Origin of the sequence: Ewingella sp. S1.OA.A_B6, assembly GCF_049889095.1 — a bacterium.
Classification (GTDB): Bacteria; Pseudomonadota; Gammaproteobacteria; order Enterobacterales; family Enterobacteriaceae; genus Ewingella.
Genome location: NZ_JBLJFK010000005.1, coordinates 13,499 through 36,131, shown reverse-complemented (window position 1 = coordinate 36,131; position 22,633 = coordinate 13,499). Strand labels below are relative to the sequence as shown.

21 protein-coding genes and 1 riboswitch are annotated in these 22,633 nt (G+C 51.6%); of the genes, 5 read left to right on the top strand and 16 right to left on the bottom strand.

From position 1 onward, the window contains the following. Window positions 1–7: 7 nt before the first annotated feature. On the bottom strand, window positions 8–1,414 hold the full coding sequence (gene dnaB / locus ACMV8I_RS12545; protein WP_188474984.1) for a replicative DNA helicase: 1,407 nt from the start codon (window positions 1,412–1,414) through the stop codon (window positions 8–10). 202 nt (window positions 1,415–1,616) lie between these two features. Here dnaB and ACMV8I_RS12540 point away from each other — a divergent pair, with 202 nt between their 5' ends. Then, complete coding sequence (locus tag ACMV8I_RS12540; RefSeq protein WP_498865551.1) at window positions 1,617–2,606, top strand: quinone oxidoreductase; 990 nt, start codon at window positions 1,617–1,619, stop codon at window positions 2,604–2,606. A gap of 518 nt (window positions 2,607–3,124) precedes the next feature. Here ACMV8I_RS12540 and pspG read toward each other — a convergent pair. Then, window positions 3,125–3,361, bottom strand: coding sequence for an envelope stress response protein PspG (gene pspG, locus ACMV8I_RS12535; RefSeq protein WP_498865550.1), 237 nt, complete (start codon window positions 3,359–3,361; stop codon window positions 3,125–3,127). Window positions 3,362–3,561: 200 nt separating this feature from the next. Then, window positions 3,562–4,557 (bottom strand): tRNA dihydrouridine(20/20a) synthase DusA, encoded by a 996-nt coding sequence (gene dusA / locus ACMV8I_RS12530; RefSeq protein WP_498865549.1) that lies wholly within the window; start codon window positions 4,555–4,557, stop codon window positions 3,562–3,564. A 295-nt stretch (window positions 4,558–4,852) separates the two neighbouring features. Here dusA and zur point away from each other — a divergent pair, with 295 nt between their 5' ends. Then, window positions 4,853–5,362 (top strand): zinc uptake transcriptional repressor Zur, encoded by a 510-nt coding sequence (gene zur, locus ACMV8I_RS12525; protein ID WP_498865548.1) that lies wholly within the window; start codon window positions 4,853–4,855, stop codon window positions 5,360–5,362. Between the two features lie 164 nt (window positions 5,363–5,526). On the opposite strand, the gene ACMV8I_RS12520 is transcribed toward zur, so the two are convergent. From ACMV8I_RS12520 to ACMV8I_RS12510, 3 genes are all read right to left on the bottom strand, one after another. After that, window positions 5,527–5,736: a CsbD family protein gene (locus tag ACMV8I_RS12520; RefSeq protein ID WP_498865547.1), complete on the bottom strand. Its 210-nt coding sequence runs from the start codon at window positions 5,734–5,736 to the stop codon at window positions 5,527–5,529. Between the two features lie 240 nt (window positions 5,737–5,976). Next, window positions 5,977–6,585, bottom strand: coding sequence for a transcriptional repressor LexA (gene lexA / locus ACMV8I_RS12515; RefSeq protein ID WP_460526662.1), 609 nt, complete (start codon window positions 6,583–6,585; stop codon window positions 5,977–5,979). A 118-nt stretch (window positions 6,586–6,703) separates the two neighbouring features. Next, window positions 6,704–7,072 carry a diacylglycerol kinase gene (locus ACMV8I_RS12510; protein WP_498865546.1) on the bottom strand — a complete coding sequence of 123 codons (369 nt, stop codon included), beginning with the start codon at window positions 7,070–7,072 and terminating at the stop codon, window positions 6,704–6,706. A gap of 224 nt (window positions 7,073–7,296) precedes the next feature. Here ACMV8I_RS12510 and plsB point away from each other — a divergent pair, with 224 nt between their 5' ends. After that, the gene (plsB, locus tag ACMV8I_RS12505) at window positions 7,297–9,777 is read left to right on the top strand and encodes a glycerol-3-phosphate 1-O-acyltransferase PlsB (protein WP_498865545.1); all 2,481 of its coding nucleotides are present in this window, start codon (window positions 7,297–7,299) and stop codon (window positions 9,775–9,777) included. 101 nt (window positions 9,778–9,878) lie between these two features. On the opposite strand, the gene ubiA is transcribed toward plsB, so the two are convergent. The 4 genes from ubiA to pgi all read right to left on the bottom strand — a co-directional run bounded on the left by ubiA (window position 9,879) and on the right by pgi (window position 13,665). After that, a complete protein-coding gene (gene ubiA / locus ACMV8I_RS12500; protein ID WP_498865544.1) occupies window positions 9,879–10,790 on the bottom strand; it encodes a 4-hydroxybenzoate octaprenyltransferase in 912 nt (303 codons plus the stop codon). After that, window positions 10,787–11,326, bottom strand: coding sequence for a chorismate lyase (gene ubiC / locus ACMV8I_RS12495; RefSeq protein WP_498865543.1), 540 nt, complete (start codon window positions 11,324–11,326; stop codon window positions 10,787–10,789). The genes ubiA and ubiC overlap by 4 nt, the downstream gene beginning before the upstream one ends. 101 nt (window positions 11,327–11,427) lie before the next feature. Continuing rightward, complete coding sequence (psiE, locus tag ACMV8I_RS12490; RefSeq protein ID WP_498865542.1) at window positions 11,428–11,835, bottom strand: phosphate-starvation-inducible protein PsiE; 408 nt, start codon at window positions 11,833–11,835, stop codon at window positions 11,428–11,430. Between the two features lie 183 nt (window positions 11,836–12,018). After that, window positions 12,019–13,665 carry a glucose-6-phosphate isomerase gene (gene pgi, locus ACMV8I_RS12485; RefSeq protein ID WP_498865541.1) on the bottom strand — a complete coding sequence of 549 codons (1,647 nt, stop codon included), beginning with the start codon at window positions 13,663–13,665 and terminating at the stop codon, window positions 12,019–12,021. Window positions 13,666–14,021: 356 nt separating this feature from the next. Then, a riboswitch (Lysine riboswitch) is annotated at window positions 14,022–14,211 on the top strand. A 105-nt stretch (window positions 14,212–14,316) separates the two neighbouring features. Between pgi and lysC the strand changes: the two genes are divergently transcribed. Further along, the gene (lysC, locus tag ACMV8I_RS12480) at window positions 14,317–15,705 is read left to right on the top strand and encodes a lysine-sensitive aspartokinase 3 (RefSeq protein WP_498865540.1); all 1,389 of its coding nucleotides are present in this window, start codon (window positions 14,317–14,319) and stop codon (window positions 15,703–15,705) included. A gap of 147 nt (window positions 15,706–15,852) precedes the next feature. Further along, complete coding sequence (gene panS / locus ACMV8I_RS12475) at window positions 15,853–16,776, top strand: ketopantoate/pantoate/pantothenate transporter PanS (protein WP_498865539.1); 924 nt, start codon at window positions 15,853–15,855, stop codon at window positions 16,774–16,776. Window positions 16,777–16,828: 52 nt separating this feature from the next. Here panS and ACMV8I_RS12470 read toward each other — a convergent pair whose 3' ends face one another. From ACMV8I_RS12470 to ACMV8I_RS12445, 6 genes are read right to left on the bottom strand one after another with little or no spacing between them, the layout of a single operon-like run. Then, window positions 16,829–18,481: a Na/Pi cotransporter family protein gene (locus ACMV8I_RS12470; protein WP_498865538.1), complete on the bottom strand. Its 1,653-nt coding sequence runs from the start codon at window positions 18,479–18,481 to the stop codon at window positions 16,829–16,831. 15 nt (window positions 18,482–18,496) lie between these two features. Further along, window positions 18,497–19,153: an HAD family hydrolase gene (locus ACMV8I_RS12465; protein ID WP_498865537.1), complete on the bottom strand. Its 657-nt coding sequence runs from the start codon at window positions 19,151–19,153 to the stop codon at window positions 18,497–18,499. Next, entirely contained in the window at window positions 19,150–20,142 is a 993-nt protein-coding gene (locus ACMV8I_RS12460) for an ABC transporter ATP-binding protein (protein WP_498865536.1), read from the bottom strand. Before ACMV8I_RS12460 ends, ACMV8I_RS12465 begins: the two co-directional genes overlap by 4 nt. 1 nt (window position 20,143) lies before the next feature. Further along, window positions 20,144–20,929 (bottom strand): ABC transporter permease, encoded by a 786-nt coding sequence (locus ACMV8I_RS12455; RefSeq protein WP_498865535.1) that lies wholly within the window; start codon window positions 20,927–20,929, stop codon window positions 20,144–20,146. Window positions 20,930–20,958: 29 nt separating this feature from the next. Then, window positions 20,959–21,798 (bottom strand): ABC transporter permease, encoded by an 840-nt coding sequence (locus tag ACMV8I_RS12450; protein ID WP_498865534.1) that lies wholly within the window; start codon window positions 21,796–21,798, stop codon window positions 20,959–20,961. 26 nt (window positions 21,799–21,824) lie between these two features. After that, window positions 21,825–22,622, bottom strand: coding sequence for an alkaline phosphatase family protein (locus ACMV8I_RS12445; RefSeq protein ID WP_498865533.1), 798 nt, complete (start codon window positions 22,620–22,622; stop codon window positions 21,825–21,827). Window positions 22,623–22,633 lie beyond the last annotated feature (11 nt).

Genomic DNA, 22,633 nt, shown 5'->3' with positions numbered 1-22,633 from the left:
CTATTCCTTAGTCTTCATCATATTGCGGGCCGCCGTAGTTATCGAAACGGGAGAACTGGCCATTGAAGGTTAATCTCACCGTGCCAATCGGGCCATTACGCTGCTTGCCCAGAATGATCTGCGCAATGCCTTTCTCTTCGCTGTTATCGTGGTACACCTCGTCACGATAGATGAACATAATCAAGTCGGCATCCTGCTCGATAGAGCCAGATTCACGTAAGTCGGAGTTCACCGGACGTTTATCAGCACGCTGCTCCAGACTTCGGTTAAGCTGCGACAACGCGACGACCGGGACCTGTAGCTCTTTCGCCAGTGCCTTAAGCGAACGGGAGATTTCAGCGATTTCCAGCGTACGGTTATCCGACAAGGCCGGCACGCGCATCAATTGCAGGTAGTCGATCATGATCAGACTCAGCCCGCCGTGCTCACGGAAAATACGCCGTGCACGCGAACGCACTTCGGTGGGTGTCAGGCCGGAAGAGTCATCGATATACATGTTCCGTTTCTCCAGCAAAATACCCATCGTGCTGGAGATACGCGCCCAATCTTCGTCATCGAGCTGCCCAGTACGGATTTTGGTCTGATCCACGCGAGACATGGACGCCAGCATACGCATCATGATCTGGTCACCGGGCATTTCGAGGCTGAAAATCAGCACCGGTTTTTCCTGCATCATCGCCGCATTTTCACAAATGTTCATTGCGAAGGTGGTTTTACCCATCGACGGACGCGCGGCTATGATAATTAAGTCGGATTTCTGCAAGCCTGCAGTTTTTTTATTCAGATCGGCATAGCCGGTGTCTACCCCAGTCACACCATCATGCGGGCGTTGGAATAGTTCCTCAATGCGCGAAACGGTGCTTTCTAAAATACGGTCAATACTTTTCGGACCTTCATCTTTACTGGCACGGCTTTCTGCAATCTGAAAAACGCGAGATTCAGCCAGATCCAGCAGATCTTCACTGCTGCGGCCCTGCGGGTCATAACCGGCATCGGCGATTTCATTAGCCACCGAAATCATTTCGCGCACTACAGCACGTTCACGAACGATATCAGCGTAAGCACCAATGTTCGCGGCACTTGGGGTGTTTTTCGATAACTCTGCCAGATAAGCGAATCCACCCACGGAGTCTAAATCGCCCTTTTGTTCCAGGGATTCAGACAAGGTGATCAGGTCAATAGGCTTGCTCATTTCCAGCAGGCGCTGCATTTCGGTAAAAATCAGACGGTGTGGACGGCTAAAGAAGTCATTACTGACCACGCGTTCCGCTACGTTATCCCAGCGTTCATTGTCCAGCATCAGCCCGCCCAGAACGGATTGCTCAGCCTCCAGCGAGTGCGGCGGAAGCTTGAGGCCTTCCATCTGGCGATCGCGGTTTTCGTTCTGTTGATTGGTCGGTTTTTTTGCTGCCATCAGTCGATTAATTCCTGGTCTAAGAGCCTGTTTTCAGAACATGCAATGGAAATGGGTTATCAAAACGGGACACATGATAACGCGTCAGTATACGCAATTATATTTCCTTGTGATGCCTCATTTCCAATTGGTCTTAGCAGCGCTGGATTGTCTCAATTAAATAGCCTAGGGTTACCAACAGACCCGATAACGAGGAAGCAAAATGGCTAAGCGCATTCAATTTTCCACCACTGGTGGACCTGAAGTTTTGCAATATGTCAGTTTTCAACCGCAAGACCCCGCAGCAGGCGAAGTACAAGTCGAGAATAAAGCAATAGGGATAAATTATATTGATACCTATATGCGCAGCGGTTTATATCCAACGGCCTCGCTACCTTCAGGTTTAGGGACTGAGGCGGCAGGTGTAGTGAGTAAAATCGGCAGTGCAGTGACGGGCATTAAGGTCGGGGATCGCGTGGTGTATGCGCAGTCCGCGCTCGGCGCATACAGCGAAATTCACAACGTGCCGCAGGAGAAGATCGCACTGTTGCCCAATGCCATCAGCTTTGAACAGGCTGCAGCCTCCTTTCTAAAGGGCCTGACAGTCTATTATCTGCTACGTTTGACACACAACATTAAGGCGGGCGAAACCTTTCTGTTCCATGCCGCCGCCGGTGGCGTCGGGCTGATTGCCTGCCAGTGGGCCAAAGCGCTGGGTGCCAATCTCATCGGCACCGTCGGCTCGGACGAGAAAGCCGAGCGGGCCAAGCAGGCTGGCGCGTGGGCGACTATCAATTATCAGAAAGAGGATATCGTGGCACGCGTTAAAGAACTTACCGGCGGAGAGAAAGTCGGGCTGGTGTACGATTCCGTCGGCAAAGATACCTTTGAACGCTCTCTCGATAGTCTGAAGCCGCGCGGATTGCTGGTCAGTTTCGGTAATGCTTCCGGTCCGGTGGAAGGCGTCAATTTAGGCGTTCTCACGCAGAAAGGCTCGCTGTACGTTACTCGTCCGTCGCTGAATGCTTACATTACCACCCGCGAAGAATTGAAAACCGCCAGTGATGAGCTGTTCTCTATGATCGCCAGCGGTGCGATCAAAGTAGACGTTAGCGAAGCACAAAAATTTCCGCTGTCAGAAGCCAGGCGCGCTCATGAAACGCTGGAAAGTCGTTCCACGCAGGGTTCAAGCCTTCTGATTCCGGGTAAGTAAGATATCGACGACTGCTGTATCCCCAAAGTAATTGGTGCTTCAGCAAGGCGGCAAGTGAAGAGCCCGATGAGCTTACATAAGTAAGTGATTCAGGCGACTGAACGCAGCTAACGCCGCTGAGGGACCAGTACTAAGGGGATGCAAAAAGGGCCTCCACATAGATGGAAGCCCTTTTATGCTGTCTGTCTCAGACGACCTCTGATTCAAGACGGGTACTGCTGTAGGGTACTGCAAGGTAAACCCAAAGGGCGTTGTCACTTCGGCGACTATTGTATGCCTCATCAGGCTTGATGAATTCAGCGTTGCGGTCTGTAACCACGTATGAAATTCATCCTAACAGCCACCCATGTTAAAAAATATGATAAATGCAGTTTTACCGCACATTCTGATCCAGCTTGTGACTGCTAGCACATAAGTAAAAGTTATAGATGTAACAATTACATTCCAATGTGCTCAAAAGCATCCCATTAACCATTTTAATTTCATGATGTTATGAAAACATTTTTTTAAACCCATGATTAAGGCAGGCGACGGCGACGATATTTCGGCTCATCCGGCTTAATAAACTTCCGGTAAACCCAGACGACAAGCACGGCAAAAACCAACCAAGGTAACATTTTTATAACAATTGCCAAGAATCCACCTAACATCATCAGAGCAAACGCCACGATCAGTGCCGCGATCATCCCCAGCAATGAAATACCGGTCAGCATCAGCATAAAGAAGAAACCAAGCACGAAGAGAATTTCCAGCATCGTATGCTCCTTACAAACAGCGAGAAGACGGAATCAGCCTGACAAGTGCCATCTGAAGTCCAGATAATATTACAAGAAACATGCCAGAGTGACAGGAAGTGTAAGATTATGAAATATATATAAAAATATAACCACGCGGGAAATAGACCGGTGGTCACGTAGTAACTCAGACTAACTTTTAGTGATTTTCACCACTTCCCTCAGGCCTGAATCAGCGCCCTTTGTGGCTGGGTGACACATTGCAACGCCTGTTCAACCACATCGACACCCGCTCCAGGCTTATGGGCGTTTTCGCTGAGATGACGACGCCACTGGCGCGCGCCCGGCACGCTCTGGAAGATGCCCAGAATATGGCGGGTTATATGCCCGAGATAGGTACCTTTCGTCAGTTCCGCTTCAATGTAAGGATACATAGCGCGGATGATGTCCGGCGCGGTGCGCGATGGGACATCCATGCCAAACAGTTCACGATCCACGTTAATTAGCATGACCGGATTCTGATAGGCTTCACGGCCGACCATGACACCATCCATGAATTGCAGATGCGTTTTGGCTTCTTCCAGCGTCTTAATGCCGCCGTTAATTGCCATGGTAAGCTGCGGGAAATCTTTTTTCAGCTGATAAACACGCGAGTGATCCAGCGGCGGGATCTCACGGTTCTCTTTCGGGCTGAGGCCGGACAACCAAGCTTTACGCGCATGAATAATAAAGGTTTCACAGCCGCCGTTTTCAGCCACCTGCTGCACAAAATCGCAGAGAAATTCATAGCTGTCTTGTTCGTCAATACCGATGCGGGTTTTGACGGTGACCGGAATAGACACGGTGTCGCGCATAGCTTTAATACAGTCCGCAACCAGCGAGGGCTGCGCCATCAGGCAGGCACCGAACATGCCATTTTGTACGCGGTCAGAGGGGCAACCGACGTTGAGGTTGATCTCATCATAGCCGCGCTCTTCGGCGAGCTTAGCGCACCGCGCCAGATCGGCAGGGTTACTGCCACCCAGTTGCAGCGCCACCGGATGCTCGGCATCACCAAAACCAAGGTAGTCACCTTTACCGTGGATGATCGCCCCAGTGGTGACCATTTCGGTGTATAGCAGCGCCTGGCTGGTCATCAGCCGATGAAAATGGCGACAATGACGATCGGTCCAATCGAGCATCGGCGCGACGGAAAAACGTTGCGCAGTGAGTGGCATTACATGAGTTTTGGGATTTTGATTTTCTGACATCGACCTGAAATTCGCTGAAGAAAGTGTGCGGGACGTTCCTCTCAGCATGATGGCCGAAAAGACGTTAATCGCTGATTATATCACAGAACAAAGATTCAGCACCCTGCCTCGCCAGCCCCCTTAACTAGCGGACAACCGACGCGCGCCAGACGATGACAAACAGAAGGGCGGCGCATAATTCGTCGATTACACCGAAGCATGATAAAATCCGTCCTTGCCTTGTTCAAAGCGTGCAACCCAGTAGCGTACTCAGAGAGCCTTTATGACCCTGACCAACCCAGATCAATTACTTGCACAGGCTGAAAAGCTTTGTGTGCAACGAAATGTACGCCTGACGCCACAGCGCCTTGAAGTGCTGCGTCTGTTGACGCAACAGCCCGGTGCTATCAGTGCTTACGATCTGCTGGATTTACTGCGCGTGAGCGAACCCCAGGCAAAACCGCCGACAGTTTATCGGGCGCTGGATTTTCTGCTGGAACAGGGGTTTATTCATCGTGTGGAATCGGCCAACAGTTATGTCCTGTGCCACCATTTTGAAGAACCCAGCCACACTTCTGCACTGTTTATCTGTGACCGCTGCGGGTTGGTGACTGAGAAAACAACGGATGGCATCGAAGAGCGGCTGGCAAAACTGGCCGCGGACTCAGGGTTTGAGCTGCGCCATTCCGTAGTTGAAGCCCACGGCATGTGCGGCGAGTGTAGCGTTGTTGAGCAATGCAACAGCCAAGATCACTGCGAACATGACCACAGTATCGTGACTAAAAAACGCTAATGTATTGATGCTTAAAAGATGGGTATTTGAAATAGCGCGGGCACTGAGCAATTAAGGTGGGTACGTCCCTGTACCATCAATCCTGAATGCATTCCCGGGTAGGAGCAGCATATTTCTCAGGATGCATCACTGATACATAACTAATGCGCAAGGGGAATTGCGACTTACCAGTGATATTTATTATCTGTTTCCCAGGACTTGAGTTCTTTCTCGGCTTCTTCTTTCCGATAGCCGTAACGCTCCTGGATTTTACCAACCAACTGATCACGTTTCCCTTCCACCACCGTCAGGTCATCATCAGTCAGCTTGCCCCATTTTTCTTTCACTTTGCCTTTAAACTGCTTCCAGTTACCTTCGGTTTGGTCCTTATTCATAACAAGTTCTCCTATTACCTTGGGTTAGGTTGTCGTGCTTTGTTGAACACGTTAAGTGCTTACCACATGAATAAGAGTAGTTGATAATTTGGCTTTTACGTCAGATAACAGCGATACCCACCATGATTAGGATTATTCCTGAGTGGTAAGTAACGATAACAACTAAAGATTTACTCTGCGGCGGTAGAGGAAAATAGTTTACCGCCGACTGAAATTAGAGATGGATACTAGCCGTGCATATTAGATCCAGTCACCGTTACGGATAACGCCGACGGCAAGGCCTTCAATGCTGAAGCTCTGCTCCCGTAGATCAACAACTATAGGCTCAAAATCGCTGTTTTCGGGCAGAAGCTGGACAATGCTGCCCTGCTTTTTCAGACGTTTAACAGTCACTTCATCGTCAATACGTGCGACAACAACCTGACCATTTCGCACGTCCTGCGTTTTATGCACCGCCAGTAAATCACCGTCGAGAATACCAATGTCGCGCATCGACATACCGCTAACGCGCAGCAGGAAATCAGCACTTGGTTTAAACATTGCGGGATCGACCTGATAATGCCCTTCAATATGTTGCTGTGCCAGCAGAGGTTCACCGGCGGCAACGCGACCAATTAATGGCAAACCTTCTTCTTCTTCCATTAACAGGCGAATACCACGCGACGCACCGGAAACAATCTCAATGACGCCTTTGCGTTGCAGTGCTTTAAGATGCTCTTCCGCTGCATTTGGTGAGCGAAAACCCAGACGAGCGGCGATCTCAGCACGGGTTGGTGGCATACCTGTGGTGGCGATATGATCGCGAATGAGGTCGTAAACCTCTTGTTGTCTGACTGTTAAAGCTTTCATCCCGCCCCCTGATTGTTTATACAGTATTGCTGTGAGTATATACAGGTACTCTCTGAATGAAAACCTAAGAGTGAATAAAAACAGATGCTAAGGTGAAATATGGAATCTTTATTCCAATTTAGAACCAATGCGGCCAAAACACGCTGACCCAGGTGAAAACCGCCAGTATAATAGTCAGCAAAACTGCCGCAGAGCCAATGTCTTTGGCGCGCCCCGACAGCACGTGAAATTCGGGGCCGATACGGTCAATAGCACATTCCACGGCGCTATTTAATAATTCGACGATGATCACCAGCCCCAGAACTCCCACTAGAAGGATGCGTTCAACGCTGGTTACATCAAGGAAAAATGACAATATGATGAAGGGAAACACGCCGATCACTTCCTGGCGAAAAGCCGCTTCGTTTTTCCATGCCGAGCTTAAACCTTTGAGCGAAAAGCCTGCGGCCTTCACGATACGGGTAAACCCGGTAGATTCATTTTTCATGTGTTATTCGTCTTAACGGAAAGGTTGCGGCATTTTATACTTAAAAGCTTCCAGGTTGCAGCAGAGAGGCAACGGAATGACTCCCTATAAGCTTACCAGGAAGTCATTTAGATGAGCGAACCAACACAGCGGCAGCTTGGGGATTATAGAGTATCACCACAGACCCCATACTCACTTTCTGGTATCCTTGCGACGAATTGCTAACAAAGAGGCTTCACGTTTTTATGTCAGGTTGGCGTAGACTTTATTATACCTTATTGAATTTACCGCTAAAATTGCTGGTAAAGAGCAAGGTCATTCCGACAGATCCGGTTACCGAGTTGCGCTTAGATCCCACTCGGCCGATCCTGTATGTTTTGCCTTATCATTCGAAGACAGATTTACTGACCTTACGCACCCAGTGCCTGGCGCAGAATCTGCCTGATCCCCTTATTCCATTGGAAATTGACGGCATACAGCTGCCTAGTCACGTTTTTATCGCTGAAGGACCGCGTGTGTTTACCTATTACACACCGAAACTTGAGTCGATAAAACTGTTCCATGACTATCTGGACTTACATCGCAGTAACCCACTGCTGGACATCCAAATGTTACCTGTATCAGTAATGTTTGGCCGTGCGCCGGGTCGGGAAGGACAAGAAACCCCACATCTGCGCGTGCTGAACGGCGTGCAAAAGTTCTTTGCAGTGCTGTGGCTGGGCCGTGACAGTTTCGTGCGCTTCTCCAATACGGTGTCGTTACGCTATATGGCAACCGAGCACGGTACTGATAAAATTATCGCCCAGAAACTGGCTCGGGTAGCGCGTATGCACTTCTCGCGTCAACGTCTGGCGGCGGTTGGACCACGTTTGCCGGTGCGTCAGGACCTGTTCAATAAATTGCTGGCATCCAAAGCGATTGAGAAAGCGGTCGAAGACGAAGCGCGTAGCAAGAAGATTTCCCACGAAAAAGCCCAGCAAAACGCCATTGCCCTGATGGAAGAGATCGCCGCTGATTTCTCCTACGAAGCCGTGCGCCTGTCAGACCGCGTATTAAGCTGGACATGGAACCGACTTTATAAAGGCATCAACGTCAATAATGCCGAACGCGTACGGCAGTTGGCGCTGGATGGTCAGGAAATCGTGTATGTGCCCTGTCATCGCAGCCATATGGACTATTTACTGCTCTCCTACGTGCTTTACCATCAGGGGCTGGTTCCGCCGCATATAGCTGCCGGTATCAATTTGAATTTCTGGCCAGCGGGTCCGATTTTTCGCCGTCTGGGCGCGTTCTTTATCCGCCGTACCTTTAAGGGTAACAAGCTTTACGCAACGGTATTCCGTGAGTATCTCGGCGAGTTGTTCACCCGTGGTTATTCAGTTGAATACTTTGTTGAAGGCGGCCGTTCGCGTACTGGACGTTTGCTCGAACCGAAAACCGGCACGCTGGCAATGACCATTCAGGCAATGCTCCGCGGCGGTTCACGCCCAATCACGCTGGTGCCAATTTACATCGGTTACGAGCACGTGATGGAAGTCGGCACCTATGCCAAAGAACTGCGCGGTGCGACCAAAGAGAAAGAAAGTTTTATGCAAATGATCAACGGATTGCGCAAACTGCGTAACCTCGGTCAGGGCTACGTCAACTTCGGCGAACCACTGCATCTGACCACATATCTCAACCAGAATGTGCCGACATGGCGTGACTCAATCGATCCTATCGAAGCCCACCGTCCAAGTTGGCTCACGCCAACCGTGCAGGATCTGGCAGCCAAAATCATGGTGCGTATCAATAACTCTGCGGCGGCCAACGCCATGAACCTGTGCTGCACCGCGCTGTTGGCCTCGCGTCAGCGTTCACTGACCCGCGAACAACTGATCGAACAGCTTGATTGCTATTTGCAGCTGCTCCGCAATGTGCCTTATACCGCTGATTCCACCGTGCCAAATTTGACTGCCGAACAGCTTCTCGATCACGCACTGAACATGAATAAGTTCGAAGTCGAGAAAGACAATATAGGCGACATCATTATTCTGCCGCGTGAGCAGGCCGTATTGATGACGTACTACCGCAATAATATTCACCATTTGCTGGTACTGCCTTCACTGATCTCCAGCATCATCATGCACCACCGTTCAGTCACCAGCGCCGAGTTACTGCGTCAGGTCGCATTGATTTTCCCAATGATGAAAGCCGAACTCTTCATGCATTACAGCAAAGAAGATCTGCCAACGGTGCTGCAAGTCCTGTGCGCAGAGTTGGCACGCCAGGGGCTGATCAAACTCGATGGTGAAACGCTGTCGCTTAATCCGTCACGTATTCGCCCACTGCAACTACTGGCTGCCGGTGTGCGTGAAACCTTGCAGCGCTACGGCATTACTCTCTCCTTACTGAGTAATAACCCAAGTATCAGCCGCGGTGCGCTAGAGAAAGAGAGCCGAATTATGGCTCAGCGTCTGTCTGTACTGCACGGAATTAACGCACCAGAGTTCTTCGACAAAGCGGTGTTTACCACGCTGGTTGGTACCTTGCGCGCAGAGGGTTTTATCAATGATATCGGTGATGCTATTCCTGAACATACGCGAGAAATCTACAAAATCCTCAGCGATTTAATGACTCCGGAAATCAAGTTGACGATCGAAAGCGCAGGCATGCCGTCTGAGCTTCCGCAGGCTTCTGCACCGCCTTCTGAGCCGAAAGTCGATGTGCGGGATACTGATCATTAATTAAGCTTGTCAGTGAATTAACAGACTAAGCTAGTACCACGATAAAAAACGCCCGGTTCTCTTTGTTGAGAACCGGGCGTTTTTTCACAATTGAGAAGGCGTCAGAAACTGAAGTGCGACAGGCTCATCAGGATGCCAAGGAACAGCACCAGCCCGACGTAGTTATTCTGGCGGAAAGCGAGGAAACAGGCATCGCGGTCGCGTTTGGCGGTCAATGTATGCTGATGCGCAAACAGTGCCGCCGCGAGTAGTAATGACCAGTAGAAAGGCGAGCTAAGCTGGGTCAGATATCCAACTATCGCCATCAGCACCAACATGGCTAACTGCAGAATACCGTTGATAAGATTATCAAATCGACCAAACAGGATCGCCGTCGACTTGACGCCTATTTTCAGATCATCGTCGCGATCGACCATCGCGTATTGTGTGTCATACGCCACGGTCCAGCAGATATTGGCGGCAAACAGCAGCCAGCAGCTAAGCGGGACGGCTTCACTCACCGCCGCATATGCCATGGGGATAGACCACCCAAAGGCGGCCCCCAATACGACTTGCGGTAAATTGCTCACCCGTTTCACAAACGGATAGATCCACGCCAGCGCCAATCCGGCCAACGATAACAAGATCGTCATGCGGTTGAGGGTCAGCACCAGCAGGAAAGAGGCCAGCACCAGGCAGACGAACAATATTTTGGCCTGTTTACTGCTGATAGCACCACTCGGCAGCGGACGGTTGGCAGTGCGTTTAACGTGACCATCAAATTTGCGGTCAGCATAGTCATTGACCACACACCCCGCTGCGCGCATAAAGAACACGCCCAGCACGAAGACCAACATAATTTTCAGTGATGGCATACCGCCACCCGCCAGCCATAACGCCCACAGCGTTGGCCACAGCAGCAGCAGAGAACCAATGGGTTTATCAATGCGCATTAGACGGCAGTAATCACGCCAATGCCCCTGAAAAAGGCTTACAGACACCTCTTGATCCCCTTGTTGATTGGCCCGATTCATCCTTTATGCACCTTGTTTTCGGGGCGATGAACTGGCGAGTCAGGCAGGAAAATTTCGGTCAGCAGCAGGGGTTTATCGGAAAGGCGCAGCCGCGAACGCCGCGCCCACAGATCGCCCTGTTCATGCTGTAGCAAGCCGAGATGAATATAGTCGCGAGTCAGCGTGTTACCAGCGAAAAGGTAACGACCCAGCGGCACCGTGCCGAGATCCACCAGCGCCAGATCGGGACCCGTCAGTGTTTCTTCCGGGATCACCGTACGGCCTAACAGCCATGGCTCATCATCTCCAAACAGCACCACTTCTCGTACCCAGTAACGCACGCTTTCAGGTAACTGTTGGGCTTCGCTTTCGCCCAACTCTTGGCGGCTGACAAAGCATTCGCGTTTGGGTTGCACTGTGACGGTGACACCCTGCTTTTCAAAGCGGCGTGTCATGGAGCCCATTTCCATCAGCCAGTCGGCAACATCAGCAGGAACATGCTGCAGATCATCAAACCAGTGAATGGGCGGCTGTGCAGGGGAATGAGACTCAGACATTACGAACTCCGTGTCGGGGAAACATTGAACTCCCCTATTAAACATCAGCCTCGCATTCTAACGCAGAATGCGACGGCAGCAATCAGCTTGCGGGCGACCCGCTACTCGCGGCGCAGGCGTTCACTGTTAGCCAGAAACAACGTGACCACCAGAACCAAAATTGCGCAGGCATAAACCAGCGTATCGTACGGGCTCTTGTGGTCAACAATAATTAGCCGAATAATTGCCGTTATACCAATATAAATAAAGTAGCGCAGCGGGAAGTGATATCCGGAAGAAAAGTACTTCACAATCAATGCAATAAACTCAAAATACAGGAAGTAAATTACGATACCTTCAATCAATAAATAGGACGATGACTGGTCATTATTGACAAACAACACCATGCCTAAATGGTAGGTTTCACGCCCCAAAAACAGCATAAGAATCGCTGCCAATACCAATAAAAACATGTTCAAAAGACGCTGCATAATGACGGCTATAATAGTGCCACGTTTAGATCCTGCCATGTGATCTACATCCCATTTTTGTTATTAATACCCGCAGAATACCACAGTGTCCGCAGAGAAAAAGTGGCATTAAAAAAAGGCTAGCCTGTAACGGCTAACCCTTTAATTTCTTTGAATTACTTACACTCAAGTACCTCAGTCATTCGAGTTGCATCAAGCAGACTCGAAGGATGACGGGTATTATTAGCGCCAGTTTTTGAAGCGGTTAATGAGCCCGTTTGTTGAGCTATCATGCTCCGTCACGTCTTCATCACCTTTCAGCTCTGGCAGAATGCGGTTAGCCAGTTGTTTACCCAACTCTACGCCCCATTGGTCAAAGGTGAAGATGTTGAGGATTGCGCCCTGGGTGAAGATTTTGTGTTCATACATAGCGATCAACGCACCCAGGCTATACGGGGTAATCTCACGCAGCAGGATGGCGTTGGTCGGACGGTTACCCTCAAACACTTTGAACGGCGCAACGTGTTTTACGTCTTCAGATTTTTTACCCTGTTCAGCGAACTCTTGCTCTACAACGTCCAGAGACTTACCAAATGCCAGCGCTTCTGTCTGCGCAAAGAAGTTGGAGAGCAGTTTGGCATGGTGATCGCTCAGCGCGTTGTGGCTGACGGCCGGCGCAATGAAGTCACAAGGAACAATTTTAGTCCCCTGATGGATCAACTGGTAGAACGCATGCTGACCGTTGGTACCTGGCTCACCCCAGATAATCGGGCCAGTCTGGTAATCTACCGGGTTGCCGTTACGATCAACGAATTTACCGTTAGATTCCATGTTGCCCTGCTGGAAGTACGCAGCAAAACGGTGCATATACTGGTCGTATGGCAGGATAGCTTCGGTTTCAGTGCCATAGAAATCGTTATACCAGATACCGATCAGCGCCAGCAGAACAGGCAGATTTTTCTCCGCCGGTGTAGTAGCGAAATGGTTGTCCATGGCGTGTGCGCCGCTGAGCAGTTGTTCGAAGTTTTCGTAACCCACAGACAGTGCAATAGACAAACCGATGGCGGACCACAACGAGTAACGTCCGCCGACCCAGTCCCAAAATTCGAACATGTTGTCGGTGTCGATACCGAATTCGCTGACGGCTTTACCGTTAGTAGAGAGCGCGGCGAAATGTTTGGCAACGTGCTGATCTTCGACCGCCGTTTTCAGGAACCAGTCACGCGCGCTGTGGGCGTTGGTCATAGTTTCTTGCGTAGTGAAGGTTTTGGACGCCACCAGGAACAGCGTCGTTTCAGGCGACAGGTCTTTCAGCGTTTCGGCGATATGCGTGCCATCGACGTTGGAGACGAAATGCATATTCAGATGGTTTTTGTAAGGACGTAGCGCTTCGGTGACCATGAACGGGCCGAGGTCAGAACCACCGATACCAATGTTAACCACATCGGTAATTGGCTTACCGGTGTAACCTTTCCAGTCACCACCGATCACGCGCTCGGTGAAGCCTTTGATCTTGGCCAGCACCGCGTTAACTTCCGGCATCACATCTTTGCCATCTACGACAATTGGCGTATTGCTGCGGTTACGCAGGGCAACGTGCAGAACCGCGCGGTCTTCTGTGCGGTTGATCTTCTCACCGGAGAACATCGATTTTATTGCGGCCTGTAGGTCAGTTTCTTTCGCCAGTGCTTGTAGTTTGTCCAGCGTCTCGCTGGTGATGCGGTTTTTGGAGAAATCCACCAGCATCTGGTCTTCAAAGGTCGCAGAAAACCTGGAGAAGCGGTCGCCATCTTCAGCAAACAGATGGCTAATCTGCACATCTTTCATCGTATCGAAATGCTGCTGCAGTGCTTGCCAGGCAGCGGTCTGAGTTGGATTGATATTTTTCATAGCAATACTCTTAGGCTGAGAATAAATTTGAGGTAACTATCCCGATTGTATCCTGAACTTCCCAAGATGAGATGCCTTTTCTTGCGATAGGCCAGATCTGTGAAATCACAATGGCAGGTAACAATATTAGGTGAGAATAGCTCAAAATGTGGCGTGATTGGCCGTCAGACCGTTGACAGGCGGGCGATAACCCGTTATTTCTAAGCGCCTAACTCGCGCAAAAAATATATACCCGACATCATTCGAGTTGCAGGTAGGCGTCATTGAGCGAATCCTGATGAGCTTACTCAAGTAAGTGACTCAGGGAAGTGACGGCAGCCAACAACCCTGCAATTTGAAGGATACAGGTATATGTGTGAGCCAGAAGAGGCGCGTCGCCCAGGCAGTGTACCGGAGGAGCCAGATTCCTACGAAGGTGCATCAGGGGGAGCGACGCCGAGGTCAAACGCTGACGGCAGGCGAGCGATCGACCACAGGGGCTGAATCCTCTGGGTTGTCACCGAGATACCTGCGAGGGTATCGGCAAGGTGGAGCGCTTCTGGGTGTATCGTAGCCTCTCTACGTCTGCTCCCGTTACCCGCTCTTCCCTAGTGCCAATTCTTATGGAATAGATGGTCGTCGTTTTCCGGCGTCCCTGACACGAGGTTTACCATGAATCACGCTGTATCCCGCAACGCTCATCTCCCTTCACTGGGCACTACGGTCGTAGCCAAATTTGGCGGCACCAGCGTAGCGGACTTCGACGCCATGAACCGTAGCGCCGAGGTTGTTCTCGCCAATTCCGATGTACGCCTGGTGGTACTTTCAGCCTCGGCGGGCATTACCAATTTACTGGTTGAACTGGCTGTCGGTCAGAACGCCGAACGTCGGGTATATCTGCTCGACGAAATTCGCCGCATCCAGACCGCCATCATTGACAGGCTCGATAAGCCGGATGTGATCCGCGATGAGATCGGCCGCATGCTAGACAACATCAGCATGCTGTCAGAAGCGGCAAGCCTCGCGACGTCAACGGCGCTGACGGATGAACTCGTCAGCCACGGCGAGCTGATGTCCACCCTGCTGTTTGTTGAAATTCTGCGTCAGCGCAATGTACCGGCAGAATGGTTTGACGTACGTAAAGTGATGCGCACTAACGACCACTTTGGCCGCGCCGAACCGGACACGGATGCACTGTCTGAACTCGTTATCCAGCAATTACAACCCCGCCTGCAGGACGCACTGGTCATCACTCAAGGTTTTATTGGTTGCGAAGGTAAAGGCCGTACTACCACACTCGGCCGTGGCGGCAGCGATTACACCGCCGCCTTGCTGGCTGAAGCGCTGCATGCCGCACGTGTTGATATCTGGACCGACGTCCCTGGCATTTACACCACCGATCCCCGCGTGGTGCCAAATGCTAAACGCATCGACCGCATCGCGTTTGAAGAGGCGGCTGAAATGGCCACTTTTGGTGCCAAAGTGTTACATCCAGCCACGCTGCTACCGGCAGTGCGCTGCGATATTCCAGTGTTTGTCGGTTCAAGTAAAGACCCCTCAGCAGGCGGCACGCTAGTGTGTAATACCACCGACAACCCACCGCTATTCCGCGCCCTGGCACTGCGCCGCAAACAGACTTTGGTCACGCTGCACAGCCTGAGCATGCTGCATTCACGTGGTTTTCTCGCCGAGGTATTTGGCATTCTGGCGCGTCACAATATTTCCGTAGATTTGATCACCACGTCAGAAGTCAGCATAGCACTGACACTGGATACCACCGGTTCAACCTCTTCCGAAAATAGCCTGCTCACCACCTCACTGCTGACCGAGCTGTCCTCACTGTGTCGCGTGGAGGTCGAAGAGAACCTGGCGCTGATCGCCATCATCGGCAACAAACTGTCACAAGCTTGTGGCGTCGGCAAAGAAGTGTTCGGCGTGCTCGATCCGTTTAATATTCGCATGATTTGCTACGGTGCAAGCAGCTACAACCTGTGCTTCCTGGTGCCGGGCAACGATGCCGATCAGGTGGTTAAAACACTTCACCGCAACCTATTCGAATAAGAACGGCGACGTGTACTTCAATGCCAGGCCTGCATGCCTGGCTTTTTTTTCGCCCGTTTTTTATGCTATAGAAAAACGTGACGGCAAAGTTTTACCTGCAATATCAAATAATGAAAAACGACAAAGACCAATAAAAGGAAATTCATCATGCTAGCCAAAATAACTCGCCTGTTCCCACTGTGGGCCGTGTTGCTGTCCGTTGCCGCCTACTATAGGCCGGGCACATTTACGCCCATCGCACCACACGTTGCTACTTTGCTGATGCTGATTATGTTCGCGATGGGCGTTACGCTGAAGTTTGGTGATTTCAAGCGGGTGTTGTCTCGCCCGGCACCGGTTGCGGCGGCTACTTTCCTGCACTATTTGATTATGCCATTGGCGGCATGGGTGCTGGCCAGGCTGTTCCACATGCCGGCAGACTTGTCGGCTGGCATGATTTTGGTCGGGAGCGTTGCGTCAGGCACGGCATCCAACGTAATGATTTATCTCGCCAAAGGCGATGTCGCACTGTCGGTAACTATTTCGGCAGTCTCCACGCTGGTTGGCGTTTTTGCTACCCCGCTGTTGACCCGTTTCTATGTTGATACCCACATTAAAGTCGACGTGATTGGCATGCTGCTGAGCATTCTGCAAATCGTGGTGATCCCGATTTTCGCTGGTCTGGTCATCCATCATCTCTTTACCAAGACGGTAAAACGCGTCGAACCGTTGCTGCCCGCGTTCTCGATGATCTGTATTTTAGCTATCATCAGCGCCGTTGTGGCAGGTAGCCAGGGCTTTATTGGATCTGTCGGTCTGATGGTGATTGTGGCGGTTATGCTGCACAACGGCATTGGTTTGCTGAGCGGTTATTGGGGGGGGAAACTGTTTGGTTTCGACGAAACCACCTGCCGCACACTGGCAATGGAAGTCGGTATGCAGAACTCCGGACTGGCCGCGACGCTGGGCAAAATGTATTTCAGCCCGCTGGCGGCACTGCCTGGCGCACTCTTCTCGGTGTGGCACAATCTGTCAGGTTCGCTGCTGGCAGGCTACTGGTCCGGCAAACCCGTTCAGAAGAAAGAAAAGTAATTCAAAAAGATAAAAATAGAAAGGCGCCGTCATGGCACCTTTCTTATCGCTGTCAGGTCGCTTTAACGACATCTGCGTCATCACGCTCATCATCTTCCTGCGCGTCTTTATCCAGTACGTTATAAGCCACGGCGCAGAACAAAGAGTTCAGACGTTTCATGTCTCCCAGCAGCCCTAAGTGCAGCGAACTGGTTTCGATACTCTGCACGTTATGTTGATGCAGACGATCAACGTGTGCATGCGCATAGCGGCGGTCCAGCAGACGGAAACGGTGCTTAGAACGGCGCAGACGGCGCGCGCTAGCCATATCGTTTGACAGGAATACTGACAGGCTCAGGCGCAGGTTATCCACCAGCTTTTCATGCAGGGAATCCAGCTCGGTCAGCCCTTCAGGCGAGAAGGCCCGTCGTGCCGCGTGGGATTTTGCCGCAATATCAGCGGTCATGCGTTCAATGATGTCACCGGCTTGTTCAAGGTTCAGCGCCATTTCAATAATTTCGGCCCAGCGGCGTGAATCATCTTCACCCAAATCCTCTTTGGGGATCTGCGCCAGATAGAGCTTTATGGCGGTGTAAAGTACGTCGACGTCATCGTCCAGACGGCGGACTTCACGGTCCTGCGCCAGTTTTCCGTGCATCACTTCACGGTTAAGGATCAGCATATGCTCGACCACATCCCCCATGCGCAGGGTTTCGCGGGCTGCATTAACCAGCGCCAGCGCCGGGGTATCAATAGCACTGATATCCAGGTGACGCGGACGCAGACGAGGGTCATCTTCAGGCACGTCTGCAATCATGAGTTCGCACACCCGCGCCATCGGGCCAGACAGCGGAACCATCGCCAGACAGCGGATCAGGTTGTAGAACATATGAAAATAGATAACCAGCTCTTCATCCGGGATACCCAGCCTTGCCAACAGGACCGACAGCGGCCCAATAAAGGGCAGCACAATCACACAGCCAATCAGTTTGAACAACACGCTGCCGAGTGCCACACGCCGCCCTGCTGCATTCTGTTTACTGGCATTAATCATCGCCAGCAACCCGCTGCCGAGGTTGGCACCAATCACCAGACATAACGACACTTTCAGCGAGATAACTCCGGTGGCCGCCAGCGTGGCGGTCAGCAATACGGCAGCTAAGCTGGAGTAACTGACGATCGCAAACATCGCGCCGGTCAGCGCATCGAGAATGACATCACCGGTCAGCGATGAGAACAGAACTTTAACGCCAGAGGCCTGGGTGATAGGCGTTGCGGCAGAGACAATCAATTCCAGCGCTAATAGAATCAGCCCCAAACCAATACCCACACGTCCCATTTGGCCTGCGCGGGTTTGTTTACGACTAAGGAAAAAAGCGACGCCCACAAAAATCAGCAACGGTGAGAGCCAGGAGAGATCAAAGGTCAGCACGCGTGCCATCAGCGCGGTCCCGACATCGGCGCCCAGAATGATCACCAGCGCAGGCGCCAGCGCCACCAGCCCCTGAGAGACGAATGAGGTCACCAACAACGTAGTCGCATTGCTGCTTTGTACCAGTGCGGTAACGCCAATACCGGCGACAAACGCCAGCGGTTTTTTCTCAACGCTGCTACTGAGCACACGACGTAAATTAGCGCCAAAAACACGCATGATGCCGGTACGCACAATGTGCGTACCCCAGACGAGAAGTGAAACAGCGGACAGCAAATGAAGAAGAGTTAACACTAAAGAACAGCTCCGTTAACGCCAGGCATAAACAGGCCATCCTGCCTGCCGGGCGTGTTGGTGCAGGATAGCGTCCGGATTGACCGCGTAAGGCTTGCCGACCTGAGTCAGCAAGGGCAGATCATTATGAGAATCCGAATAAAAACTGGCATGCTGCAACTGTGAAACATCCTGATTAATCAGTTCCATCAGCCGAGTGACTTTACCCTCACGGTAAGTCATCACGCCTTGCGTCGTGCCAGTGAACATCCCCTTTTGGATGCCCACACCAATCGCCAAAGTGTCGTTAACGCCGAGATAACGCGCGATCGGTGCAACCAGATGAACGCCTGAAGCAGAAATTACCACGGTGCGATCGCCGCGGGCACGGTGCCGTTCCAGACATTCACGAGCATCATTATAGACACGCGGAGCGATCACTTCCTGAATATAACGCCCGACCATTGCCGCAACATCTAATTCACAGCGACCTTTCAACGGTGCCAGCGTACAGGTCATGTATTCCTGCATGTCCATCTGACCTGCGGCATATTGCTGCATCATCAGGGTGTCACGTTGCAGGAAGGCCTGCTCATCCGCTACCCATCCCTGCGACACCATAAAGGCCGACCACAGGCTGGAACAATCGCCGTTAATCAGGGTTTCATCAAGATCAAACAGCGCCAGACTCATGCAACTTCCCGTAATGTAACAAGATCTAACTGAAGACCAATTTCAATGCCATCGGCGAGAAGGGAGGCCACAGACCGGTTTAATACATCCACTGACAGCTCAACATTATTCGCCAGTACGCGATAACGCACGACGTTGCCAAGCAGGCTGTGATGTAAGATTCGGGCAGGAATGCCCTGTTCAGGCGAACATATTACAATCGATTCAGGGCGAATTACCACCTGACCACCATATTGCTGGCCGGTCAGCGCTTGCGCATCAGTGGCGTTGAGTAAGTTATAACTGCCGATGAAACCAGCGGCAAAGGCATCAACCGGCTCAGTATACAAGGTTTCGGCATCGGCATTTTGTACGATTTTTCCTTTATTCATCAGCACAATGCGATCTGACATGGTCAATGCCTCCTCTTGATCGTGGGTCACAAAAATCGCCGTCAGGTTCATTTCACGCTGAATGCGGCGGATTTGCTCGCGCAGATGCTTACGGATCCGCGCATCCAGTGCAGACAGTGGCTCATCCAGCAGCAGCAGGCGTGGCTCGGTGACCAATGAACGGGCCAGCGCCACGCGCTGACACTGCCCACCGGAAAGCTGATGCGGGTAACGCCTCGAATATTCATTCATTTCGACCAGCGCCAGCACGTCGCCGACCCGTCGATGAACTTCGCTGGACGATAATTTCTGCATTTTCAGGCCGAACGCCACGTTTCCTTCCACCGTCATATTGGGGAACAGCGCATAACTCTGGAAAACCATACCGATGCCGCGCTGCTGCGGACTAAGCGGAACGATATCCTGTCCCTGCAAAATAATCTGCCCGCTGTCGACGGATGTCAGCCCTGCCAGACAACGCAGCAGTGTCGATTTCCCGCAGCCACTGGGACCCAACAGAGTGACGAACTCACCCTCTCTGGCACTGAAGTCGATGTTGTTGAAAATCTGCGTCTGACCGTAATGTTTGTTGAGTTGCGTGACCTGCAAATAGGACATATCAGCTCTTTCCTTTATTCAGCACGTTAGCTACCCAAGTAAATGCCAGGACAACCACGAAATAGGAGATAACCAGGGCACTGGTGAAATGACCGCTGCCGTTGCGCATGTTGTAAAGATAAACCTGCAACGTTTCATAGCGGCTGCCCGCCAACAGATTCGCGAACACAAACTCGCCAATTAAGAATGAGAACGACAACAGCACAGCGATCGTCATCCCCTTACGCAAATTTGGCAAAACCACCAGCAAAGCAGCTTTCCAGGTACTGGCACCGAGCAGGTGTGCAGCGTCCATCAGGTCACGCAAATGAATCGCCTGCATGTTGTTGGAGATGGCCCGGTAGATAAACGGCAGCGCGATAGTAAAATAACAGCCGATGAGGATCCACGGCGTACCGGTCAGCGCCAGCGGTCCTGACGAATAGAGTGACATCAGACCGACAGAGGAGACCACAGGCGGCACGGCAAACGGCAACAAGATCAGCACATTCATCAGCGCATCAAGTCTGGGGAAGTAGTAAGCGATCACAAACATCAGCGGCAAAATCAAAACCAGCGACAGCAGCAGCGTGCCCAAACAGATCAACAGCGAATGACCCAGTGCAACCAGAAAACGCGGATCGCTCCACAACGCAGTCATCCATTTCAAGGTGAATCCGCTGGGTAAAATGGTCGCTCCCCACTCGTTCACTAACGCATAAACCAACGTGGCCGCCAGCGGTAACAGTAGGATAATCATTAATATCCAGACAATCAGACGATGATATAGACCTTCAGCGCGTGACATGAAACTCCTCCCGGCAATCAACCAATTTTTCAGCGCACATTCAGATAGCTCCTGCGTAAAAGCCACTGATGTATCAGCGTGATAAAGGCCATGAGCACCACCAGCAGCATCGCCAGCGCGCTGCCCATGTTCGGATCGAGCGAAATATCACCCGACACCAATGCGGCAATCCGCACGGGCACCACGTTGAAGTTACCGGTAGTCAAGGCGTACACCGTGGCATAAGCCCCGAGTGCATTGGCCAGCAGAATGACAAACGTCCCCATCAACGCAGGAAACAATACCGGCAAACCAATATACCGCCAGTAACGCCAGCGCCCGGCGCCGAGCAGCGCCGCCGACTCGCGCCAATCTTCACGAAGCGCGTCAAAGGCCGGGTAGAGTAACAGCACGCCGAGTGGGATCTGGAAATAGGTGTAAAGCACAATCAGCCCGTCTTTCGAATACAGATTGAAGCTTTCCATCAGCCCATATTTCTTCAGTAACAGCGTCAGACAGCCGTTCAGCCCGAGTAAAATCACGAAGGCAAACGCCAGCGGGACACCCGCGAAGTTGCTGGTCATATTGGTAAACGACATCACAAAATCATGCAGCTTTGTCGGGCCAAGTTGACGAAGTGAGTAACTGCTCACTAACGCAATCAACAACCCCAATAAACTCGACCAAACCGAAATATCGAGCGAGAAGCGCATCGCTTGTAAATAGAAGGGCGAAGTGAGGATATCGCTGTAATTTCCCCATCCCCAGGCTTCGTAGGTGTCACTGTAAAAACTGCTGATCGCCACCCAAATCAGCGGGGCCAGCTGAAAAACAATAAAAAACACTGCAAACGGCAGCATGAATAACGCGGCTATCCACTTCGCTTTCATCGGCACTCCTCAAAAAGTGGCGTGGTTCAGGCCAGCAATTCCGCGCAGTGCGGTTTATCGTGGGCAATATTCAGCAATTGGCACAGCGTGCCGCATAGCTCAGTTTGCAGCGGTTCAGCTGCTTGCAAGCTGAAGGCTGAGCCAAAGACAAACAGCGGGACAAGACGCTCTTCTGACAAGATACCGCCGTGACTGCAGTCATCATTCATTCCGTGATCGGCGGTAACAATGACCTGATAACCCACAGAGAGCCAGTCGCCTAAATAGTGCGACAGGATACCGTCGGCTACGCGAGCTTTGTTACGATACTGTGGCGTAGAGAGACCGAACTTGTGGCCCGCATCGTCGATATTCATCGAGTGGATCAGCAAAAAATGCGGGTCATGGCGACGGCGCAAACTCTCGGCGTCATCAAACAGGTGCGAATCGGGATAGCTGTCATCGTAATAGAAATGCCCGTGCTGGATCGCCAGCGTTTCATCACTGGTATGGCGGTCGCGCGGCGGGTCAAACGGCGTACTGTTATACAGCTCACTGACCCAGTGATAAGCCGCTGCGGCGGTGGAAAGCCCAGCATCCCGGGCGTAATGAAAGATGCTGCGCTGCGTTGAGAGTCGGTCAACCTGGTTGTGCACGATGCCACTCTCAACCGGCGTGATACCGGTGAGAATGCATTCGTACAAAGGCCGAGACAGCGAAGGCAATGCGCATTCCAGTTGATACAAACGGCCGCGTCCAGCAGCGCACTGTGCCTGTAAATATCCCATTGCATCACGGGCGACCTGATAGTTCAGACCGTCCAGTACCACCAGAATGCTTTTCATCAACGCTTTGC